The following is an 18,822-nucleotide window of genomic DNA, read 5'->3' as shown; positions in this document are numbered from 1 at the left end:
CGAAAACCCAACACCAAAAAAATAAGCCTACCAGCGACGAATGTAGCCAAAGTGTTCGAGCAGCCACAAGCCCGCCACGATGAACGCGAGGATGAGGGCTTTGGGCCAGAATTCGCGCCAGAAGCTGCGGCCGGGGGGAGGATTCATGCGGGTGGAGGATTGGTGTAGGAGGGTGGCGAGACGGGAAAGGGCTTCGTCTGTCATTGCGAATGGAGCGCAGTGGAACGTGGCAATCCGTCCTCTCAACCGCGACCAGCCTGATAATGTGGTAAAGCCGCCTTGAACATTACAGGCTTTCTGGTGGAAGAAAGTGTCTGGTCTTTACAGGACGGATTGCTTCGGCTGCGCCTGGCAATGACCGGCGATTATCCCGCCAGCTCCTGCAGCACTTTGGGCACGCCCGTGCTGGCGGGCTCGGCCACGTAGCGCACGCCGCGGCGGCCGGCTTCGGGCTGGTGCGGGTCGATGACCGTGACAGGGCAGGTGGCGGGGGCGTAGTGCAGCAGGCCGGCGGCGGGGTACACTTGCAGGCTGGTGCCTACAATGAGCAAGGCATCGGCATCGCTCACGATTTCGGCGGCTTCTTCGATGGCGGGCACCATCTCGCCAAACCACACGATGTGGGGGCGCAGCTGGGAGCCGTCGGGGGCTAAGTCGCCCACGTGGATATCGCCGTCGCAGTAGTACACGGTGGCTTCGTCGGCCACGGAGCGCATCTCGTTCAGCATGCCGTGCAGGTGTAGCACATGGCCGGAGCCGGCGCGCTCGTGCAGGTCGTCCACGTTCTGGGTGATGATGCTGACGCGCCAGCCGGGGGCTTCCTCGAAGCCGGCCAGGGCCAGGTGGGCGGCGTTGGGCTGCACGGTGCGGGCCTGGGCGCGGCGCTGGTTATAGAATTCGAGCACCAGGGCCGGGTTGCGGGCAAAGCCCTCGGGCGAGGCCACGTCCTCGACGCGGTGCTCTTCCCAGAGCCCGTTGGTGTCGCGGAAGGTGCGGATGCCGGACTCAGCAGAAACGCCGGCGCCGGTGAGCACGACAAGGTGTTTTTCGGCCATAAAAAGCAGAAGGGAAAGGGTGAAAAAGCGGCTCTAGGGCCGCATCCAAAGATACCCCACAACCTGGGAAGCGCCCCGAAAACATCGGTGTTTTTGAGCTTTTTTTGGAAACGGTTTAAGCCTTTTAATCGGCCTAAAAGGTCGCTCCGGACTAAGCTGGGCCATATCCTTTGCCGCCGGGCTGCCGTTAGCCGGTCACCGATTCATCTTCCTTTTCCTTTCCACATTTCCATCCTTCCCTTCTAATGAGCAAGCCCATTTCCCGCCAGGTCCATGGCATCCTCGATTACTCGGCCGCGCCCCTTGTGGCTGCTGCGCCCGCCCTCATCGGCTTCAGCGACAACAAAAACGCCAGCCTGCTGAGCTACGTGCTGGGCGGCGGCATCCTGGCCCTCACGGCCAGTACCCGCGCCGAGTGGGGCCTGGTTAAATCCGTGCCCTTCAAAACCCACCTCACCCTCGACGTGGTGACGGCCCTCACCAGCCTGAGCGCGCCGTGGCTGCTGGGCTTCTCGAAGAATAAGAAGGCCCGCAACACCTTCCTGGCCATCGGGGCCACGCTGCTGGCTACCGGTCTGCTCACCGAGAAGCAGGAGATGCCCAAGTACCGCGAGCTGGGCGAGTAGCCAACCGCAGGTGAATAGAAAAAGGCCTTTCCGCTGCGGTGGAAAGGCCTTTTTTGCTGTTGCGAAGCAACGCTGTTGATACAGTTGAATTGATAGCCGAGTGCCCGCTAGAGTCGGGAAGGCGCTACGCCGTACATCTTTTTGAATGCAAAGGAGAAGTGCGACAGGTCTTCAAAGCCGACTTCGAGGTAGGCCTCGGAGGGGGCTTTGCCTTTTTCCTTGATTAGAAAGTGCGCTTCCTGCAAGCGGCGCTGCTGCAGCCAGCGGCTGGGCGAGAGGTGGAATATCTTCTCAAAGTCCCGCTTGAAAGTGGCGAGGCTGCGGCCCGTGAGGTAGGCAAAGCGCCGGAGCTGCACGTTGAAATGGAAGTTGCGGCTCATGAAGGCTTCGAGGTCGATTTCGCCGGGGGCGGCGAAGTCGAACAGCACGTCTCGCAATTCGGGCCGGGTTTTGAGCAGGAGCAGGAGGGCTTCGCGCACTTTCAGGGTTATCAGGGCCTCGTTGCCGGGCTCGGCGAGCTGCTCGTAAGGCTGCAGGGAGTTGAAATAGCTTTGGAACAGCGGCGTCATTTCCAGTTCGGTGATGGCGGTTTCCGGGCTGGAGGCGTGCGGCGCGGCTTGGTGGCCGTGTTCGAGGCTGAAGTGGCGCAGCGTGTCCTGGTCGAGGGCAATGGACAGGGTTTTGAACTCGCCGTTTTCGGGCGGCTGCTTGTTGAACTTGAGCAAGTGGTTGCGCTTGGTCAGGCGCAGGTCGCCGGGCCGGAATACCTGCTCCCGGGTGCCGTCGTAAGTGGTGAGCGTGCCAGCCAGCTGGTAGCTGAGCACGTGCTCGGGGATGAATTGCTCGCCTTCCCGGCTCCGGGTGTGGTAGCAGGAGTAGAAGATGGGCAGGCGGGGCGGCAGGTCGGGCATGGGGCTTTCGGAGGATAACGGAAGATACTGCCCGGTGCCTGAACGTATAGTTCAATCGTTCGGGCGTGGGGCCTCATCCCCCGGCCCCCTCTCCCAAAGGAGAGGGGGCCGGGGGATGGGGAACTTTCGGCACGCGAGGTACCGGACGGCACCAGGCATCAGGCTGGGGGGCGGCCAAGCGTTGCTTTACTCTGCGGCGGGCCGGTTCTGGGGCTGCACGCGGTAGAGCTTGCCTACTTCGGTGTCGAAGAAATTTTCGGCCTCGTCGTGGTCGGTGGAGAGGGTGACGGGCAGCCACTGCTCGAACTCGGCTTTGCGGTCGGCATCGGCTTGGCGGAGGAAGGCGGCGGCCTCGCTGCCCAGCACCAGGTGCACGGGCGGGTGGGGGTGCTCCACGAGGTCTATCATCGCCTGAGCGGCTTTGGCGGGGTCGCCCAGGGGCACGAAGTTGCCGCTGGCGAAGTACTCGGCGCGCTGGTTCACGAGGTCGTAGCCGTCGATGGCGGGGGCGAAGGTCATGGAAGCGCCGGCCCAGTCGGTGCGGAAGCCGCCGGGCTCGACCGACGTGACGCGGATGCCAAGCGAAGCCACTTCCTTGGCCAGTGCTTCGGTGAAACCGCTCAGCCCAAACTTGGCCGCCTGGTAGATGCTCACGCCGGCATTGCCCACGCGCCCGCCAATGGAGCTAATTTGCAGGATGTGGCCGCTGCGCTGCTGCCGGAGCTGGGGCAGCACGGCGCGCGTGACGGCAATGGGGGCATATAAATTGGTTTCGAGCTGACTGCGCACCTGCTCTTCGGTGTAGGCCTCGGCGGCGCCGGTGATGCCGAAGCCGGCGTTGTTCACCACCACGTCGAGGCGGCCGAAGTGGGCCACGGCGGCGGCCACGGCTTCGGCGATTTGCGTGGGGTGGGTGACGTCGAGGGCCAGGGGCAGCACCTGCCGGCCATACTGCGCCACGAGGTCGGCCAGCTGCTCGGGGCGGCGGGCGGTGGCGGCTACGCGGCCGCCCTGGGCCAACACGGCTTCGGTGAGGCTGCGGCCCAGGCCGCGCGAGCTACCGGTGATAAACCAGACTTTGTCCATGAGTTCTTGGGGTTAAAGTTCAGGACAAAGGTCCGGCGCTGCAGCAGGGGCGACTTTGTTAAAAAGCTCAATCTTGCTTTGTTAAAAAGCTCAGGCCTGCGCCTGGATTTAACACAGAAGGCCCGCTGCGTGGCAGCGGGCCTTGTAGCGTGGACTCTGCAAGTCCGCGCCTGCCCGAACGAACCATTCGGAACGCCCCTGCGCGGACTCGCAGAGTCCACGCTACAGTGTGCCAGACTTCGCGCACCAAGGGGCGCACATCGTTCAGCGCTTACAGCACCAGCTCGCCTTCCTCTTCGCCGTGCCAGTACTTGATGCGCTTGGCCTGCACGCGCACCAGCACGATGCCGGGCGTGTCGAGGCCGGCTTTGAACCAGCGCTTGAGCTCGGGCAGCCAGTGCTTTTCGAGGGTGGCGCGCTGGCGGATGAGGGTGGCGCTACCCGATACGGCCACGTAGAGGTAGCCCTCGCCGTGGAAACCGAGGCTGACGTGCGGGTTTTCGGCGATGTCGCGCACGGTGCGCGAGCCCTCGTAGGTGAAGTAGTAGGAGTTGCCGTCGTATTCCACGTCGCCGTTGTTGCTCATGGGGCGGGTGCTGAGCTGGCTGCGGCTGGTGTGGGTGGTGAGCAGGGCGATGTCGAGCTTCGCTATTTTGGCGGCGACGGCTTTGAGGGTGGTTTCGGCCATGATGCGGGAGGGGAAAGGAGGAGCTTGGCGTACGTGGGGTGGGCGGCAGTTGTTTATTAAATGCGCTTCCGTAACCTAAGCAGCAGCCAGTTTTCGATGATGCGTAGGTGGTAGCCGCGCCGGCCGGTGCAGCGGCTGCATGAAGCGAAAGGCTGGGAAAAGCGGAGTAGGCCCGGAGAACATAAATACATAATATCGAAAAACCATTATGTATAACGGCCCCGCTTATTAGCTTTGCCAGGCTACCGGGCGCCACCCTATTGCCCGGCGGCCCCAACTCTTTTCACCCCACACTACTGCAGAAAACATGGCAACTTTCACAGTTAAAGACGGCACCGAAATCTATTACAAGGACTGGGGCACCGGCCAGCCGCTGGTGTTTCACCACGGGTGGCCGCTTTCCAGCGACGACTGGGACAACCAGCTGATGTTTTTCCTGAACAAGGGCTACCGCGTCATCGCGGCCGACCGCCGCGGGCACGGCCGCTCGGCCCAAACCGGCACCGGCCACGACATGGACACCTACGTGGCCGACATCCTGGCGCTGGCCGACCACCTCGACCTGCAGAATGCCGTGCACATCGGCCATTCCACCGGCGGGGGCGTGGCTATCCGCGTGGCTGCCCGCGCCGCCAAGGGCCGCGTGGCCAAGGTGGTGCTCATCAGCGCCGTGACGCCGCTCATGCTGCAAACCCCCGCCAACCCCGACGGCGTGCCCATGGCGGTATTCGACGAAATCCGCGAGGGCACGGCCACCAACCGCGCGCAGTACTTCCAGGATTTCACCCTCCCGTTCTACGGCTACAACCGCGAAGGCGCCCAGGTGAAGCAGGGCATCCGCGACAACTGGTGGCGGCAGGGCATGATGGGCGGCGCCAACGCCCACTACCTCGGCATCAAGGCCTTCTCGGAGACCGATTTCACCGAAGACCTGAAAAGCGTGGACCTGCCCGTGCTGGTGCTGCACGGCGAAGACGACCAAATCGTGCCTTTCGCCATCAGCGGCGCCAAGTCCATCAAGCTGCTGCAACACGGCCAGCTGATTTCCTACCCCGGCTTCCCCCACGGCATGCCCGCCACCGAAGCCGCCACCATCAACGCCGACTTGCTGGCCTTCATTCGGGCCTAAGGCATTGACTTTGGTATTAAATAAAAAAGCTGCCCTGGCAACGGGGTAGCTTTTTTCGTTCGTAGTTTTTTCAGTTGCGCGGACTTTGTAGTTAGCGTACCAGCACAATATCCGAACGGCGCGGGCACGCGAACTAAGAGTTCGCGCTACTACGCACATCGCCTAGTGGTTAATCGGGCGCTTGATAAGCAGGCAGTGGCAGCAAGCGCAAACCGGCGAGGAGACGGTCTTAAGAGGCACAATTATTGAACGTAAGGTAGAAACCTTTCCCTTCGCCTTATGCCCATTGCTACTCGTGTTTCCGTGTTGGCGGCCCTGCTCGTGGGGCAGGCCGTGTGTTTTCGCTCCACGCTTTGGGCGCAGCAGCTCGACCCCACCTTTCACCCGCCGGTATTTGCGCCGCTGCCGGGCTACACCACGCCAAGGGTGACGAACGTAGTGCGGCAAAGCGACGGCCGCTACGTGGTGGCGGGCCTTTTTCAGGCGGTGGATGGCCACGTGACCGACGGCTTGGCCCGGCTGCTAGCCGATGGCTACGTAGATACCACCTTCACCTACCGCCCCGCGCAATCGGTGGCCGCGCAGGGCGGGTGGACGGCCTTGGCCGTGCAGGCCGACGGCAAGGTGCTGGGTTCGCTGCGCACGCCGGGCAACCTGCTGCGGGTGTTGCCCTCCGGCCAGCCCGACGCCTCGTTTCGGCCGGCTTTGCGCAGCCGCGTGGGCGGGCAAAACATCGGCCAGCTGGTGGCGCAGCCCGATGGCAAGCTGCTGCTGGCCGGCGCCATCACCGATTCGCTGGGGCACAACGGGCTGGTGCGCCTGCTGCCCACGGGCCAGGTCGACCCAGTTTTCAATCCGCCTGCCTTGCCAGCCGACTTCGCGGTGCTAAGCGTGGCCCTGGAGCCCAGCGGCCGGATGGTTTACAGCCGCAGCACCTTCGATATTCGAACCCCAGTGCCTACGGTGACGCGGTTGCTGGCATCCGGAAGGGTCGACTCCACTTTTTCTTGCACCATACCCCCGGCTACAGTGCCGCCGCAAATTAGTAAAGTGGTTCGCTGCCCCGATGGCAGTTACGCCCTGGCCGGAATCTTTACCGACAAAGCGGTGGCGCACCTCACGCCCACCGGCGCTTGGGATACAGCTTTTCCACTTTCGGTCAATTGCTTTACTCTTTACCTCGGTTTCATAGTTGGGAACTCCATCAGCGCCGTAGCGGTGCAGCCCGATGGGCGCATCCTGGTGGCGGGGTCGATTTTAAACGCCTCGAACAGGGATGCTCCTATGGCCCGCACCTTGCGGACGGGTGGAAACGACAGCACTTTTGATTTTGACTTCATTTATACCTTCTACCAGAGCCCCATCAGCCCGGCCTACAACGGCAATAGCGCCCGGGTGTACGACTTATTGGTGGAGCCCAGCGGCAAGGTGCTCGTAGCCGGCAATTTTGCCCAGGCCGGAACCGTACCGCACTCCGGCCTGGCGCGCTTGCTGGTCGCGGCCCCACTGGCGGGCCGTGGGGCGGCAGCTAATGCGGCGCCGGTGCAAGTATGGCCCATGCCCGCGCATTCGGTCCTGAATGTGCAATTGCCCACCGGTGCCCTGCCCCGGCAAGTGGCCCTGCTCGATGCGACGGGTCGGGCGGTCCTCGTGCACCAGCCTTTGGCAACGGCATTTTCGTTGCCTATGGTGGCCTTGCCGGCCGGCTTGTATGTGCTCCGGGTGCAGCAGGCCGATGGCTCGGTGGCTTCGCAGCGGGTGGTATTGGAGTAAACAAAAAGCGCCGCCCTCGTGCCAAATGGCGGGCGACGCTTCTTGCAATACCGGTTGCTAACTAGTGGTTAATCGGGCACTCAATCAGCAGGAACCGTGCACCGGCCGCGGCTTCGATGCTGACACTGTCCGTTTCCCAGATGCCGAGGCTGTCGCGCTCCTGCACCTGCTGGCCGGCCACCGTCACCGAGCCGCTGATGACGAACAGAAACAGCAGCTTGTTCAGCGGCTTGAAAGTATAGTCGACGGTTTGGGCGTCGGGGTAGTAGCCGAGGGAAAGCTTGGCGTTCTGGTTTATCCAGCAATGGGCCTGGCCTTCCTCGTTGCTCACGATGGTGGTGAGCTGGTTCCGGCGCTTGTCTTCGGGGAACTGGCGGCGCTGGTAGCGCGGGCCGATGTTCTGGAGCTTGGGCTCAATCCAGATTTGCAGAAAGTTTACATCGGTGTCGCCCACGTTGTGCTCCTCGTGGCGCAGGCCCGAGCCGGCGCTCATGATTTGCACCCAATCCTGGTGCACCACTTCAGTATAGCCCAGGGTGTCCTTGTGGTTCATGCTGCCAGCCAGCATCACCGAGATGATTTCCATGTTGGCGTGGCCGTGGATGCCGAAGCCGCCGCCAGGCTGCACCACGTCGTCGTTGAACACGCGGAGCAGGCCGAAGCCGCTGCGCTCCGGGTCGGAGTAGGGGCCGAAGCTGAGCGAGAGGTGGCTTTTCAGCCAGCCAATGTCCTTGAGGCCGCGCTCGGCGGCGCGGGTGAGGCGGGTTTTCATTGGGCGGCGGGCAACTCGTTCTGGAAGGCAAACTCCGCCACCGGCTTGCGGCTGCGGGCGGCTTTCTCGCGGCTCAGGAAGGGCTCTTCGAGCTGCCCGGCCTCGCCGAGGTAGCCGAGGGCCATCACCACCACCGGCGTCAGGTTATCGGGCAGGTTAAACTCGCGGCGGGTTTTCTCGCGGTCGAAACCGCCCATCAGGTGGCCGTAGAGGCCCAGCGCGGTGGCTTCCAGGATGAGGTTGGCGTTGGCGGCGCCCAGGTCGTGCATGGCCGCGCCGTTGGGCTGGCCGTCGGCGTTGCTGGTTTGGGCCAGGGCGATGATGAGCACGGGCGCGTTTTTGGCCCAGGGCTGGTTGCCGGGCAACAGGCAATCTACTATTTTCTGGAAAGCCGCGGTGTCGGCTTTGTGGGCGTAGATGTACTGCCAGGGCTGCAGGTTCATGGCGCTGAAGGCCCAGGAGGCGGCTTCAAACACCTGGTTCAGCTTGTCCTGCTCCACGGGCTGGGCCGAGAAGGAGCGGGGGCTCCAACGGTTGCGGATAAGCTCGTGAACGGGGTAGTGGGTGGCGGCGGGTTTCATTGTTTAGCTGAAAGGGGATGTGGCTTGCCGGTAAACAGTACGCTAAGCTTTCGCCGAGCGGCTTTTTTGCCGAAGGTGTGGATGTTGATGAGCTGGAGCCGGAGCGTTTTTCTCAACGGGGCCGGCCTGGCAAAGCTCGGTATTCAGGCCCGATATGTAGTGAACAAGGCCCTGGGCTTCGCGAGGAATCAGGGAGTAAGCGAAACTTTCCAGCAGCTCCACCGCCCCGGCCAGCGTGACGGGGCCAAGCGCCGGATGCCGCAGGTGCGTCCGGGCATAACCCATGGCTTTGTGCGGATAAATACGGCGCAGCAGTTGCCGCACCGCAGCAGGGCGAAAGGTGAGGGAGAACATAACAAAAGCGCAAAATCGGGGCCCGTCAGCCACGAGTACTGACGGGCGCCCAGTCAAATTAGAATTCCATCGGTATTTCCATCAGCAGCAGTTCGGCGTTGCTGTCGGCACTGATTGCGAGCTTGTCGGTTTCCCAGATGCCGAAGCCGTCGCGGCGGTGCAGAACCTGGCCGTTGATGGTCACGTCGCCTTCCAGCACGAAGGCGTAGACGCCGTTGCCGGCTTTTTTCACGGCGTAGTCAGTCGTGAAGCCCTTGTCGAGGTTGCCGATGTGGAACCACGCATCCTGGTGGATGTGCGGGTTGGTGCCGTCGCCTTCCGGCGATACTACTTGCAGCAGCTGGTTGTGGCGGGCCTCCGGGGCGAAGGTTTCCTGGCCGTAGTTGGGCTTGATACCGCGCGATTTCGGAAACACCCAGATTTGCAGAAATTTCACTTCCTGATTGGCGTTGTGGTTTTTCTCGGAGTGGGCCACGCCGGTGCCGGCACTCATCACCTGCACGTCGTGCTGGCGGATGACGGTTTTGTTGCCCATCGAATCCTGGTGCTCCAAATCGCCCGAGAGCGGGATGGAGATGATTTCCATGTTGTCGTGCGGGTGCTTGCCGAAGCCCATGCCGCCGGCCACGGTGTCATCGTTGAGCACGCGCAGGGCGCCGAAGTGCACGCGGCTTTGGTCCTGGTAGCCGGCGAAGCTGAACGTGTGATAAGAATTGAGCCAGCCATGGTTGGCGTGGCCGCGGGTGTTGGCAGGGTGCAGAACGGTGCGGGCCATGATGGGAGCGTTTATAAAGTGCGTTTGTATGACAAATGTACATACATTTAATGTTGATACATTATTACCGACGAAAAAGTTTTCACACGCCCATTATTTGTAGAGGTTGCAGGGGGCCCGCCCGCCAGCCGGTACCTTTGCCCAACCTCATTATCCCGTTTTGCCCGCATGATTCGCACGGTTATCTTCGACATGGACGGCGTCATTATCGACACCGAGCCCATCCACCGCCACGCTTTCTTCACCGAGTTTGCCGAGTTGGGCATCCCGGTATCGGCCGCCGAGTACGCCACTTTCCTGGGCAAATCGACGCGCAACGTCTTCCAGGTGCTCAAGCAGAAATACAGCCTCCCGCAAGACGTAGAAGCCATGGTGGCCCGCAAGCGCGAGCTGTTCAACCAAGCCTTCGACGAAGACGCCGCCCTCGACCTGTTGCCCGGCGTGCGCGCCCTCATCGAAGACCTGCGCCAACACGACGTGCAACTCATCGTCGCCTCCTCAGCTTCCAAAGCCACCATCGCGCGGGTGTTCGACCGGTTTGCGTTGCGGCCCTACTTCGCCCACATCGTCAGCGGCGAAGACTTTGCTGAGTCCAAGCCCCACCCGGCCATCTTCCTGCGCGCCGCCGAACTGGCCGAAACACCCGTCATGAAGTGCATCGTCATCGAAGACGCGGCCAACGGCGTGGCCGCCGCCAAAGCTGCCGGCATCTACTGCATTGCCTACGTCAGCCCCCATTCCGAAGGCCAGGACCTGCAGCAGGCCGACCGCCTTATCCGGGACTTTGGGGAATTGGATGCCGCCGGCATCCAAGCCATTAAACCCGCTTAGCATGAGTACCCCCGAAGCTCCGCTTCGGTCGGTTAAATAAGCGACGTTCTAACGGGCCGAAGCGGAGCTTCGGGGTCCTCGTTCTTACTCAAACCGCTTCACTTCGTCGCGGCCAAACGTCCATTCCGGCGTGTCAAACTCGGTTTCCATCAGCCCGGGCAATGCAAACCAAGCGCCCAGCGCGGGCGCATCCACATTGCGCAGCACGTGAATGTTTTGGGCCGGCATGTAGCTCTGGGCCAGCAGCACGTACTTCTGGTGTGTGACGGGGTGCTCGGCTACATCCACCACCAGTACCGCGTGGCCCGGCGCGCCGCCATGAACGAGTACATCGCCGGGCTGCACCTGCGGCAGGGGCACCGGACGCAGCTCGCGGCTCAGCGACTTGGTGCCCGCGTAGCCGAACGTAGGCAGCAGGTAGCGGCCCAAGGCTGCGTGGGTGGGCGCCTCGGCTGGTCGGGTGGCCGGCAGCACTTCCTCCTTCACTACCTTAAAGGTTTTGCCCGCTACGAAATCCGAGAACCAGAAATCGTAGCCCGTCGTCAGGTGGAAATGCACCTTGTTGGGGTCGTGGCTGAACATGTACTCGGCCCGTAGGCGAATCACGGCGTCGGCGCACTGCTGCAGGTCTTTTGCGCCCACGTCGATGTCGGCCACGGCGGCCACCACATCCTGCCGGTTTTTCAGCCCCCCATTATAAAGGCGCGCTTTGGTGCCCGCCGGCATAAGCGGCAGATAGCGCAGCCACTCGCCCCAACTGCCGGCCGCGACCGGTAGCCGCTGGCACCCCGCTGGCACCGCAAACCGAGCGGCGAGCGTTTGGCTGGATGGTCCGGGCTGCGTTTGCCAGGCGTAAACCAATCCTGCCGGCCGTTTCGGCCCCGGGCCCGGATTTTCGAAGCTGCAAAGGGCAGCACTTAGGCAAAGCAAGGGCAGAAAGCGGCGCATAGCATGGGGCAAAAAGAAAAGCCCGCAAAATACGGGCTTTTCCATAACGCTATACGTCAGTACTTATTTTGCCTTCGCCGCAGGCTTTTTGGCGGCGGTTTTCGTAGCTGGCTTCTTAGCGGCAGCCGCCTTGGTAGTGGCTTTTTTAGCAGCCGGCTTCTTGGCCGTGGCGGCTTTAGCGGCCTTTTTAGCGGGCGCGTCGGCGTCCTTTTCCTCCTTGGCCGGCGCCGCCTTCTTGCCAAAACGGCCGCCCTTCGCGGGCTTGTCGGGCGTGGCGTCGGCCAGCTCGATGCACCGCTCCAGGGTGAGTTCGGTGGGCTCTTCGCCTTTCGGAATCTTCACATTCTTCTTGCCCGCCACGATGTACGGCCCGAAGCGGCCGTTCAGCACCTGAATGTCGGGGTTTTCGGGGAAGCTCTTGATGAGGCGCTCGGCGTCGGCTTTGCGCTTGCCCTCAATCAAGGCCACCGCTTCCTCGGCGTTGATGGTGTGCGGGTCCTGCTCCTTGGTCAGCGAATAGAATTTACCGTCGTGGCGCACGTAGGGCCCAAAACGGCCGAGGTTGGCCGTCATGTCCTTGTCCTCGAACTGGCCCACAATGCGCGGCAGCTTGAACAGCTCCAGCGCATCTTCCAAGGTGATGCTTTCAATAAACTGGCCTTTGCGCAGGTTGGCGTAGGCCGGCTTCACATTGGGGTCGGTGGTGTCGCCCAGGGCCACGTAGGGTCCGTATTTGCCCAGGCGGGCCGAGATTTTCTCGCCCGTTTCGGGGTGCACGCCCAGCTCACGGGCACCGCTCACGGTGCTGCGCTCGATGTCCTGCCCGGCCTCCACCGTGGCGTGGAACTTGTCGTAGAAACCGGTCAGCATCTGCGTCCAGTTCTCGTGGCCGTTGGCAATCTGGTCGAATTCATCTTCCACCTTGGCCGTGAACTGGTAGTCAATCACCGTGGGGAAGTGGGCCACGAGAAAGTCGTTCACCACCATGGCCGTGTCCGTCGGGAAGAGCTTGGCTTTCTCAGCGCCGTAGTTTTCGGTTTTGACCTCAGTCTTCACCTCGTTGCCTTCCAGCGTCAGCACGTTGAACTTGCGCTCCTTGCCCTCGCGGGTGTCCTTTTCCACGTAGCCGCGTTTCTGCACCGTGCTGATGGTAGGCGCGTAAGTTGAAGGACGGCCGATGCCCATTTCCTCCAGCTTTTTCACCAATGAAGCCTCGGTGTAGCGGGGCGGGGGTGACGAGAAACGCTCCGTGGCGCTCAGTCGCTGCAGCGGCAGCACCTGCCCCACATTCAGCGGCGGCAAGCCACGCGAGAAGCTTGATTCGCCGTCTTTGCCGTCTTCCTCATCCTCGTCGTCCTTGCTTTCAGCATACACTTTCAGGAAGCCCTCGAAAGTAATAACCTCGCCCGATGCGGTAAACGTGGTGCCCGGCTGCGTGCTGATGCCGATAACCGCCGTGGTGCGCTCAATCACGGCCTCCGCCATCTGCGAGGCCATGGCCCGCTTGCGAATGAGGTCGTACAGCCGCTGCTCCGAAGCATCCGAGCCGGCTTTCACCGCGCCAAAATCCGTCGGGCGAATGGCTTCGTGGGCCTCCTGAGCCGAGGCCGACTTGGTTTTAAAGTTGCGCTGCTGATGGTACTCGGCGCCGTAAGCCGCCGTGATGGCCGCCTGCGCGCCCGCCTGGGCTTCCTGCGACAGGTTCACCGAGTCGGTACGCATGTAGCTGATTTTGCCGGCTTCGTACAGCTTCTGAGCCACGCTCATGGTCTGAGCCACCGAGTAGCCCAGCTTGCGCGAGGCCTCCTGCTGCAGCGTAGACGTGGTGAACGGCGCGGCGGGGCTGCGTTTGCCCGGCTTCTTGTCCAGGCTTTCAATCTGATACGTGGCGCCCACGCAACGGCCCAGGAATGCTTCGGCATCCTCTCGCGTCTTGAAGCGCGTAGGCAGTTCGGCTTCCAGCACCGCACCGCGGCCGGCATCGAAGCGAGCCACCACGCGGTAGGCGCTGGCGCTCAAAAAGCTGGCTACTTCGCGCTCCCGCTCCACCACCAGCCGCACGGCCACGCTCTGCACGCGGCCGGCGCTCAGGCCCGGCTTCACCTTTTTCCAGAGCACGGGGCTCAGCTCGAAGCCCACTAGGCGGTCGAGCACACGGCGGGCCTGCTGGGCATTCACCAGGTCCTGGTTCACCTCGCGCGGGTTGGCGATGGCGCCCAGAATGGCGTTTTTGGTGATTTCGCGGAATACGATGCGCTTAGTTTTGGCCGCGGTCAGGTTCAGCGTTTCGGCCAAGTGCCACGAAATGGCTTCGCCCTCGCGGTCATCGTCACTCGCCAACCACACCATTTCCGCCTCCTTGGAAAGCTTTTTTAGCTGCGCGATGAGCTCGCGCTTGTCGGCCGAAACAACGTAAGTAGGCTTGAAACCATTGGCGATATCGATGGCGTTATTGTCTTTGGGCAGGTCGCGCACGTGGCCGTAGCTGGAGCGCACCACGAAATCCTGGCCGAGGTAGCCTTCTATGGTTTTGGCCTTGGCCGGCGACTCGACGATTACTAAATTCTTGACCATGTGGGCGGGGAGGAGGGAAGGCGGGCCGAAGTGGGTGATGGGAATGAAACGACCGGCTGCAGCAAAATGTTAAATTGGCCGCAAAGATGCCGGAATATTCCTAGCCAATGCACACCCAGCAATAATCCGGCCGCGCTCGGCTTGGTTTAACAGCGGTGCGAAGCTCCTGAGTTCATTGCTTGCCAGGCCAAAATCTGTCTTTGCTAATTGGCGAAGCGCCAACGTACCTTCGCCCTCCCTTTCCATTCTTTCCTTCGATTGATACCTATACTATATGGCTTCCCCCAAGTCTCCGCAAGCTAAGCCCCGCCGCAATCCCGAAGGTGAAGCCCCGGACGTTGACACCGGCGGGACGCCGGACGCCGGCGCCGTGTCCTCGCTCGACGTGGTGCGAACTAATAATGATTTAACCCGCAAAAAAGGCGGCTCGCGCGGCTCCGTCGATACCCAGGACCCCGGCTACGTCAACGACCAGCTGAACCGCGTGCTCTACGCCCTCGACGCTTTTAAGAAAGGCGACGTTTCGGTTCGCCTCACCAAACAAAACGACGATATCTTCGCCGAAATAGCCGAGGCCTACAACTCGATGGTGGACATGATTGCCGGGGTGGGCGGCGAAGTGTCGCGCATCTCGAAAGTGGCCGGCGTAGAGGGTAACCTCAAAGCCCGCGCATCATCCGAAGGCGCTGCAGGCTTCTGGCGCGACATGGTGAATAACATCAACGGCCTCGTGGACAGCATCGCAGTGCCGGTACTTGAAGTAGGCAAGGTGTTGAAAAACATCAGCCGCGGCAACTTGGATGAAAGCTTCCAGATTCCGGTGTCGGGCGACTTCAAGCTGATGGCCGAAACCATCAACAAGACGATTGACAACCTAAACATCTTCGCCGGCGAGGTAACCCGCGTGGCCCAGGAAGTGGGTACGGAAGGGAAACTTGGCGGCCAGGCTTCGGTGCCAAACGTAGGTGGTATCTGGAAGGACCTGACCGACAACGTGAACAACATGGCCTCGAACCTCACCGTGCAGGTGCGGGACATTGCCAACGTAGCAACCGCGGTAGCAAAAGGCGACCTTTCGCAGAAAATCACGGTCGATGTAAAGGGCGAGTTCCTGCAGCTGAAGCAGAACCTGAACCAGATGGTGGACTCGCTGAACCTGTTTGCCGGCGAAGTAACCCGCGTGGCGCAGGAAGTAGGCACGGAAGGTAAACTCGGTGGCCAAGCCAGCGTGCCGAACGTGGCCGGTGTGTGGAAGGACCTGACCGACAATGTGAATAACATGGCCGGCAACCTGACCTCGCAGGTGCGGGACATTGCCAACGTGGCAACGGCCGTAGCCAAAGGTGACTTGTCGCAGAAGGTAACGGTAGACGTGAAAGGCGAGCTGCTACAGTTGAAGCAGAACCTGAACCAAATGGTGGACTCACTGAACCTGTTCGCCGGCGAAGTAACCCGCGTGGCGCAGGAAGTAGGCACGGAAGGCCGCCTCGGTGGCCAGGCCGTGGTGCCCAACGTGGCCGGAGTGTGGAAAGACCTGACCGACAACGTAAACTACATGGCTAGTAACCTTACCAGCCAGGTACGTGACATTGCCAACGTAGCCACGGCCGTAGCAAAAGGTGACCTGACTCAGACGGTTACCGTCGATGTAAAAGGCGAGTTCCTGCAGCTGAAGCAGAACCTGAACCAGATGGTGGCGTCGCTGAACCTGTTTGCCGGCGAGGTAACCCGTGTGGCCCAGGAAGTAGGCACTGAGGGTAAACTCGGTGGCCAGGCCAGCGTGCCGAACGTGGCTGGTGTGTGGAAAGCCCTGACCGACAACGTAAACGACATGGCCGCGGCTCTCACCTCGCAGGTACGCGACATTGCCAACGTGGCAACGGCCGTAGCCCGCGGCGACTTGAGCCAGAAGATGACGGTGAACGTGAAGGGCGAAATCCTGGAGCTGAAGAACATCCTCAACCAGATGGTGGACTCCCTCAACATCTTCGGCGACGAAGTAACGCGCGTGGCCCGCGAAGTAGGTACCGAAGGCAAGCTCGGCGGCCAGGCCGTGGTGCCCCGCGTAGGCGGTACCTGGAAGGAACTGACTGACAACGTAAACACGATGGCCAGCAACCTGACCTCGCAGGTACGTGACATTGCCAACGTGGCAACTGCCGTATCGAAAGGTGACCTTTCGCAGAAGATTACGGTAGACGTAAAAGGCGAACTCCTAGACCTGAAGGACAACCTCAACCAGATGGTGGACTCGCTCAACATCTTCGCCGGCGAGGTAACCCGCGTGGCGCGCGAGGTGGGTACCGAGGGTATTCTGGGCGGCCAAGCCAACGTGCCGAAGGTATCCGGCACCTGGAAGGATTTGACGGACAACGTGAACACGATGGCCTCGAACCTGACCTCGCAAATGCGCGACATTGCCAACGTGGCAACCGCGGTTGCTAAAGGCGACTTGAGCCAGAAAATCACGGTAAACGTGCGCGGTGAGCTCCTCCAGTTGAAGGAAAACCTCAACGAAATGGTGGACTCCCTGAACACCTTCGGCGACGAAGTAACCCGTGTGGCCCGCGAAGTGGGTACCGAAGGCAAGCTCGGTGGCCAGGCCAAAGTGCCCAACGTCCGCGGTACCTGGAAAGACCTGACGGACAACGTAAACACGATGGCCAGCAACCTGACCTCGCAGGTACGTGACATTGCTAACGTAGCCACCGCCGTATCGCGCGGCGACTTGAGCCAAAAGGTATCGGTAAACGTCAACGGCGAGCTGCTCGACCTGAAGGACAACCTGAACCGAATGGTGGACTCGCTGAACATCTTCGCCGGCGAGGTAACCCGTGTGGCGCAGGAAGTGGGCACCGAGGGCAAACTCGGCGGCCAGGCTTCGGTGCCCGGCGTGGCCGGTGTGTGGAAAGACCTGACCGACAACGTAAACTACATGGCCTCCAACCTCACCACGCAGGTGCGAGGGCTGGTGAAAGTAGTAACCGCCGTATCGAAAGGCGACTTGACCCAAAAGCTGACGCTGCAAGCCAAAGGCGAAGTGGCCGACCTGGCCGACACCATCAACAGCATGGTGGACGACCTCAACCGCCTCGCTTCGGAAGTAAGCCGCGTGGCGAAAGTGGCCGGGGTAGAAGGCAAACTGACCGAGCGCGCCACGGTAGGTGGCGTGTCAGGCTCCTGGAAAGAACTGGTAGATACCCTCAACCAGCTCATCGAAAGCATTGCCTCGCCAGTGCTTGAAGTATCACGCGTGGTGCGTGCCATTTCGGAAGGCGACCTGACCCAGCGCGTGGAAGTGCCCACCACGGGCGACATCCTCGCCATGGCCAACGCGCTTAACCTCGCCGTGGAGAACCTGAACGAGCTGCTAGGCGAAATCAACGATTCGTCGCAGGTAGTAGGAACTTCTTCGGAAGAAATGGCCGGCAAAGGCCAGGAAATGAGCCGTGTAACCGTCGATGTGGCTCTGGCCATGCAACAGATGGCCGAAGGTGCTCAGAATCAGGCTTTGAAGACCGACCAGGCCTTCAAACTGATTGAGGAAATCATGCAGGCCACCAAGGAAACGGCCAACAAGGCCGACGTCGTGAACAAATCGGCTATCCTCGGTGAACAAACCTCGCAGCTTGGTCTGAAAACGGTGGCTGAGGTGGTGAAAAACATGGAAGAAATATCCAGCGCCGCTTCGCAGACGTCCCGCACCATCGAAGTACTGAGCACCCGCTCGGGGGAAATCAGCAAGTCGCTGGGTGTGATTACCGACATCGCTTCGCAAACCAACCTGCTGGCGCTGAACGCTGCCATCGAAGCCGCCCGCGCCGGGGAAGCCGGCCGTGGTTTTGCCGTGGTAGCCGAAGAAATTCGCAAGCTGGCCGAAGGCTCCCGCAAATCAGCCAACGAAATTGCCACGCTGGTAGAAGACGTGAAAAAAGATACGTCCTCGGCCGCCACCGCTATTTCGACCATGGAAAACCGAGTATTGAAAGGCAAGAACGCCACGTTCGAAGCCAGTTCGGCCTTTAAGAACATTGCCACCAGTTCAGGCGAAACGCTCCGCACCTCACGCGACATTCTCACGGCCACCGAGGTACAGAAAACCTCGATTGGCGACGTGGTGAAGTACGTGGAAGAAGTAGTGGCCATTGCTGAGCAAACCGCTACCGGCACGCAGCAAGTGGCCGGCACTGCCAAGCAGCTCTCCACGGCCATGCAGGAGCTGACCACCAGCTCGCAGCGCCTCACTGACATCGCCGACGACCTGCAGGCTGGCCTCGAAACCTTCCAGCTCAGCTCCTACAGCTACGAGCCGGAGCCCGAGCCGCTGCCTGTGCGCCGCCCAGTGGCCCGTGACACGTACCGTACTCGCGAGGCGGCTTATGCCGCCCCGCAAAACGGCGCGGCTGCCCGCCGCGGGCAGCAAGCTACTGCGGCAGCGCCGGCCGAAAGCAATGGCCGGCAAAACGGCCTGGCCCGGCGTGCAACCCGCTCCGAGGCGGAACCCGTTGCGGAAGAAACGCCCGGCCGCCGCGCGCCGCGTCCAACGCGAGCCAGCGCTCCGGCGCCTAGCCCCGCTCAGGCCCCTCGCCGTCAGGCTAAAGCCAACGCCAAACCTGCTGCCGACGAACCCAGTGCCGACCAAGCTGGCGGTAATGGACAAGCCACAAAAGCTAATGCCCCGAAGGCCAAGGCAAAGAAATAGTTTTCAATCCACCCGCA

At 61.6% G+C, this 18,822-nt stretch carries 15 protein-coding genes; 5 read left to right on the top strand and 10 right to left on the bottom strand.

What is annotated here, in order from left to right; all coding sequences use genetic code 11:
* Positions 1 to 365: 365 nt before the first annotated feature.
* The gene (locus MTP16_RS19915; RefSeq protein ID WP_243513095.1) at positions 366 to 1,055 is read right to left on the bottom strand and encodes an SIR2 family NAD-dependent protein deacylase; all 690 of its coding nucleotides are present in this window, start codon (positions 1,053 to 1,055) and stop codon (positions 366 to 368) included.
* 245 nt (positions 1,056 to 1,300) lie between these two features.
* Between MTP16_RS19915 and MTP16_RS19910 the strand changes: the two genes are divergently transcribed.
* Entirely contained in the window at positions 1,301 to 1,681 is a 381-nt protein-coding gene (locus MTP16_RS19910) for an SPW repeat domain-containing protein (RefSeq protein ID WP_243513094.1), read from the top strand.
* 107 nt (positions 1,682 to 1,788) lie between these two features.
* Here MTP16_RS19910 and MTP16_RS19905 read toward each other — a convergent pair whose 3' ends face one another.
* The 3 genes from MTP16_RS19905 to MTP16_RS19895 form a co-directional block, all read right to left on the bottom strand.
* Positions 1,789 to 2,592 (bottom strand): AraC family transcriptional regulator, encoded by an 804-nt coding sequence (locus MTP16_RS19905; protein WP_243513092.1) that lies wholly within the window; start codon positions 2,590 to 2,592, stop codon positions 1,789 to 1,791.
* A gap of 186 nt (positions 2,593 to 2,778) precedes the next feature.
* Complete coding sequence (locus MTP16_RS19900) at positions 2,779 to 3,678, bottom strand: oxidoreductase (protein WP_243513091.1); 900 nt, start codon at positions 3,676 to 3,678, stop codon at positions 2,779 to 2,781.
* A gap of 271 nt (positions 3,679 to 3,949) precedes the next feature.
* The gene (locus MTP16_RS19895) at positions 3,950 to 4,366 is read right to left on the bottom strand and encodes a pyridoxamine 5'-phosphate oxidase family protein (protein ID WP_243513090.1); all 417 of its coding nucleotides are present in this window, start codon (positions 4,364 to 4,366) and stop codon (positions 3,950 to 3,952) included.
* A 307-nt stretch (positions 4,367 to 4,673) separates the two neighbouring features.
* On the opposite strand from MTP16_RS19895, the gene MTP16_RS19890 reads away from it, so the two are divergent.
* Positions 4,674 to 5,495 (top strand): alpha/beta fold hydrolase, encoded by an 822-nt coding sequence (locus tag MTP16_RS19890; RefSeq protein ID WP_243513089.1) that lies wholly within the window; start codon positions 4,674 to 4,676, stop codon positions 5,493 to 5,495.
* Positions 5,496 to 5,774: 279 nt separating this feature from the next.
* Complete coding sequence (locus MTP16_RS19885) at positions 5,775 to 7,268, top strand: T9SS type A sorting domain-containing protein (protein ID WP_243513088.1); 1,494 nt, start codon at positions 5,775 to 5,777, stop codon at positions 7,266 to 7,268.
* 61 nt (positions 7,269 to 7,329) lie between these two features.
* Here the strand turns inward: MTP16_RS19885 and MTP16_RS19880 are convergent, their stop codons facing one another.
* Genes MTP16_RS19880 through MTP16_RS19865 form a run of 4 tightly spaced genes read right to left on the bottom strand, consistent with a single transcriptional unit; the run spans position 7,330 to position 9,750 of the window.
* On the bottom strand, positions 7,330 to 8,040 hold the full coding sequence (locus MTP16_RS19880) for a pirin family protein (protein ID WP_243513087.1): 711 nt from the start codon (positions 8,038 to 8,040) through the stop codon (positions 7,330 to 7,332).
* Positions 8,037 to 8,621, bottom strand: a complete 585-nt coding sequence (locus MTP16_RS19875) for a nitroreductase family protein (protein WP_243513086.1) — start codon at positions 8,619 to 8,621, stop codon at positions 8,037 to 8,039. The genes MTP16_RS19880 and MTP16_RS19875 overlap by 4 nt, the downstream gene beginning before the upstream one ends.
* 42 nt (positions 8,622 to 8,663) lie before the next feature.
* Entirely contained in the window at positions 8,664 to 8,975 is a 312-nt protein-coding gene (locus MTP16_RS19870; protein ID WP_243513085.1) for a hypothetical protein, read from the bottom strand.
* A gap of 58 nt (positions 8,976 to 9,033) precedes the next feature.
* On the bottom strand, positions 9,034 to 9,750 hold the full coding sequence (locus MTP16_RS19865; protein ID WP_243513083.1) for a pirin family protein: 717 nt from the start codon (positions 9,748 to 9,750) through the stop codon (positions 9,034 to 9,036).
* 168 nt (positions 9,751 to 9,918) lie between these two features.
* Here MTP16_RS19865 and MTP16_RS19860 point away from each other — a divergent pair, with 168 nt between their 5' ends.
* Positions 9,919 to 10,581 (top strand): HAD family hydrolase, encoded by a 663-nt coding sequence (locus tag MTP16_RS19860; RefSeq protein WP_243513081.1) that lies wholly within the window; start codon positions 9,919 to 9,921, stop codon positions 10,579 to 10,581.
* A gap of 84 nt (positions 10,582 to 10,665) precedes the next feature.
* Here MTP16_RS19860 and MTP16_RS19855 read toward each other — a convergent pair whose 3' ends face one another.
* Together MTP16_RS19855 and topA are read right to left on the bottom strand one after the other, a co-directional pair.
* Complete coding sequence (locus tag MTP16_RS19855; protein WP_243513079.1) at positions 10,666 to 11,529, bottom strand: DUF4846 domain-containing protein; 864 nt, start codon at positions 11,527 to 11,529, stop codon at positions 10,666 to 10,668.
* A gap of 63 nt (positions 11,530 to 11,592) precedes the next feature.
* Complete coding sequence (gene topA, locus MTP16_RS19850; protein WP_243513078.1) at positions 11,593 to 14,103, bottom strand: type I DNA topoisomerase; 2,511 nt, start codon at positions 14,101 to 14,103, stop codon at positions 11,593 to 11,595.
* Between the two features lie 274 nt (positions 14,104 to 14,377).
* Between topA and MTP16_RS19845 the strand changes: the two genes are divergently transcribed.
* Positions 14,378 to 18,805 (top strand): methyl-accepting chemotaxis protein, encoded by a 4,428-nt coding sequence (locus tag MTP16_RS19845; protein ID WP_243513076.1) that lies wholly within the window; start codon positions 14,378 to 14,380, stop codon positions 18,803 to 18,805.
* Positions 18,806 to 18,822: the final 17 nt, after the last annotated feature.

Source organism: Hymenobacter monticola (assembly GCF_022811645.1).
In the GTDB taxonomy this organism is placed as follows: Bacteria; Bacteroidota; Bacteroidia; order Cytophagales; family Hymenobacteraceae; genus Hymenobacter; species Hymenobacter monticola.
The sequence above is the reverse complement of the archived record's forward strand: the minus strand, read 5'-3'. Positions and strand labels throughout refer to the sequence as shown.

Coding starts and splice junctions, on each gene's coding strand:
- MTP16_RS19915 (WP_243513095.1), bottom strand. CDS start 1,055: ATGGCCGAAAAACACCTTGTCGTGCTCACCGGCGCCGGCGTTTCTGCT.
- MTP16_RS19910 (WP_243513094.1), top strand. CDS start 1,301: ATGAGCAAGCCCATTTCCCGCCAGGTCCATGGCATCCTCGATTACTCG.
- MTP16_RS19905 (WP_243513092.1), bottom strand. CDS start 2,592: ATGCCCGACCTGCCGCCCCGCCTGCCCATCTTCTACTCCTGCTACCAC.
- MTP16_RS19900 (WP_243513091.1), bottom strand. CDS start 3,678: ATGGACAAAGTCTGGTTTATCACCGGTAGCTCGCGCGGCCTGGGCCGC.
- MTP16_RS19895 (WP_243513090.1), bottom strand. CDS start 4,366: ATGGCCGAAACCACCCTCAAAGCCGTCGCCGCCAAAATAGCGAAGCTC.
- MTP16_RS19890 (WP_243513089.1), top strand. CDS start 4,674: ATGGCAACTTTCACAGTTAAAGACGGCACCGAAATCTATTACAAGGAC.
- MTP16_RS19885 (WP_243513088.1), top strand. CDS start 5,775: ATGCCCATTGCTACTCGTGTTTCCGTGTTGGCGGCCCTGCTCGTGGGG.
- MTP16_RS19880 (WP_243513087.1), bottom strand. CDS start 8,040: ATGAAAACCCGCCTCACCCGCGCCGCCGAGCGCGGCCTCAAGGACATT.
- MTP16_RS19875 (WP_243513086.1), bottom strand. CDS start 8,621: ATGAAACCCGCCGCCACCCACTACCCCGTTCACGAGCTTATCCGCAAC.
- MTP16_RS19870 (WP_243513085.1), bottom strand. CDS start 8,975: ATGTTCTCCCTCACCTTTCGCCCTGCTGCGGTGCGGCAACTGCTGCGC.
- MTP16_RS19865 (WP_243513083.1), bottom strand. CDS start 9,750: ATGGCCCGCACCGTTCTGCACCCTGCCAACACCCGCGGCCACGCCAAC.
- MTP16_RS19860 (WP_243513081.1), top strand. CDS start 9,919: ATGATTCGCACGGTTATCTTCGACATGGACGGCGTCATTATCGACACC.
- MTP16_RS19855 (WP_243513079.1), bottom strand. CDS start 11,529: ATGCGCCGCTTTCTGCCCTTGCTTTGCCTAAGTGCTGCCCTTTGCAGC.
- topA (WP_243513078.1), bottom strand. CDS start 14,103: ATGGTCAAGAATTTAGTAATCGTCGAGTCGCCGGCCAAGGCCAAAACC.
- MTP16_RS19845 (WP_243513076.1), top strand. CDS start 14,378: ATGGCTTCCCCCAAGTCTCCGCAAGCTAAGCCCCGCCGCAATCCCGAA.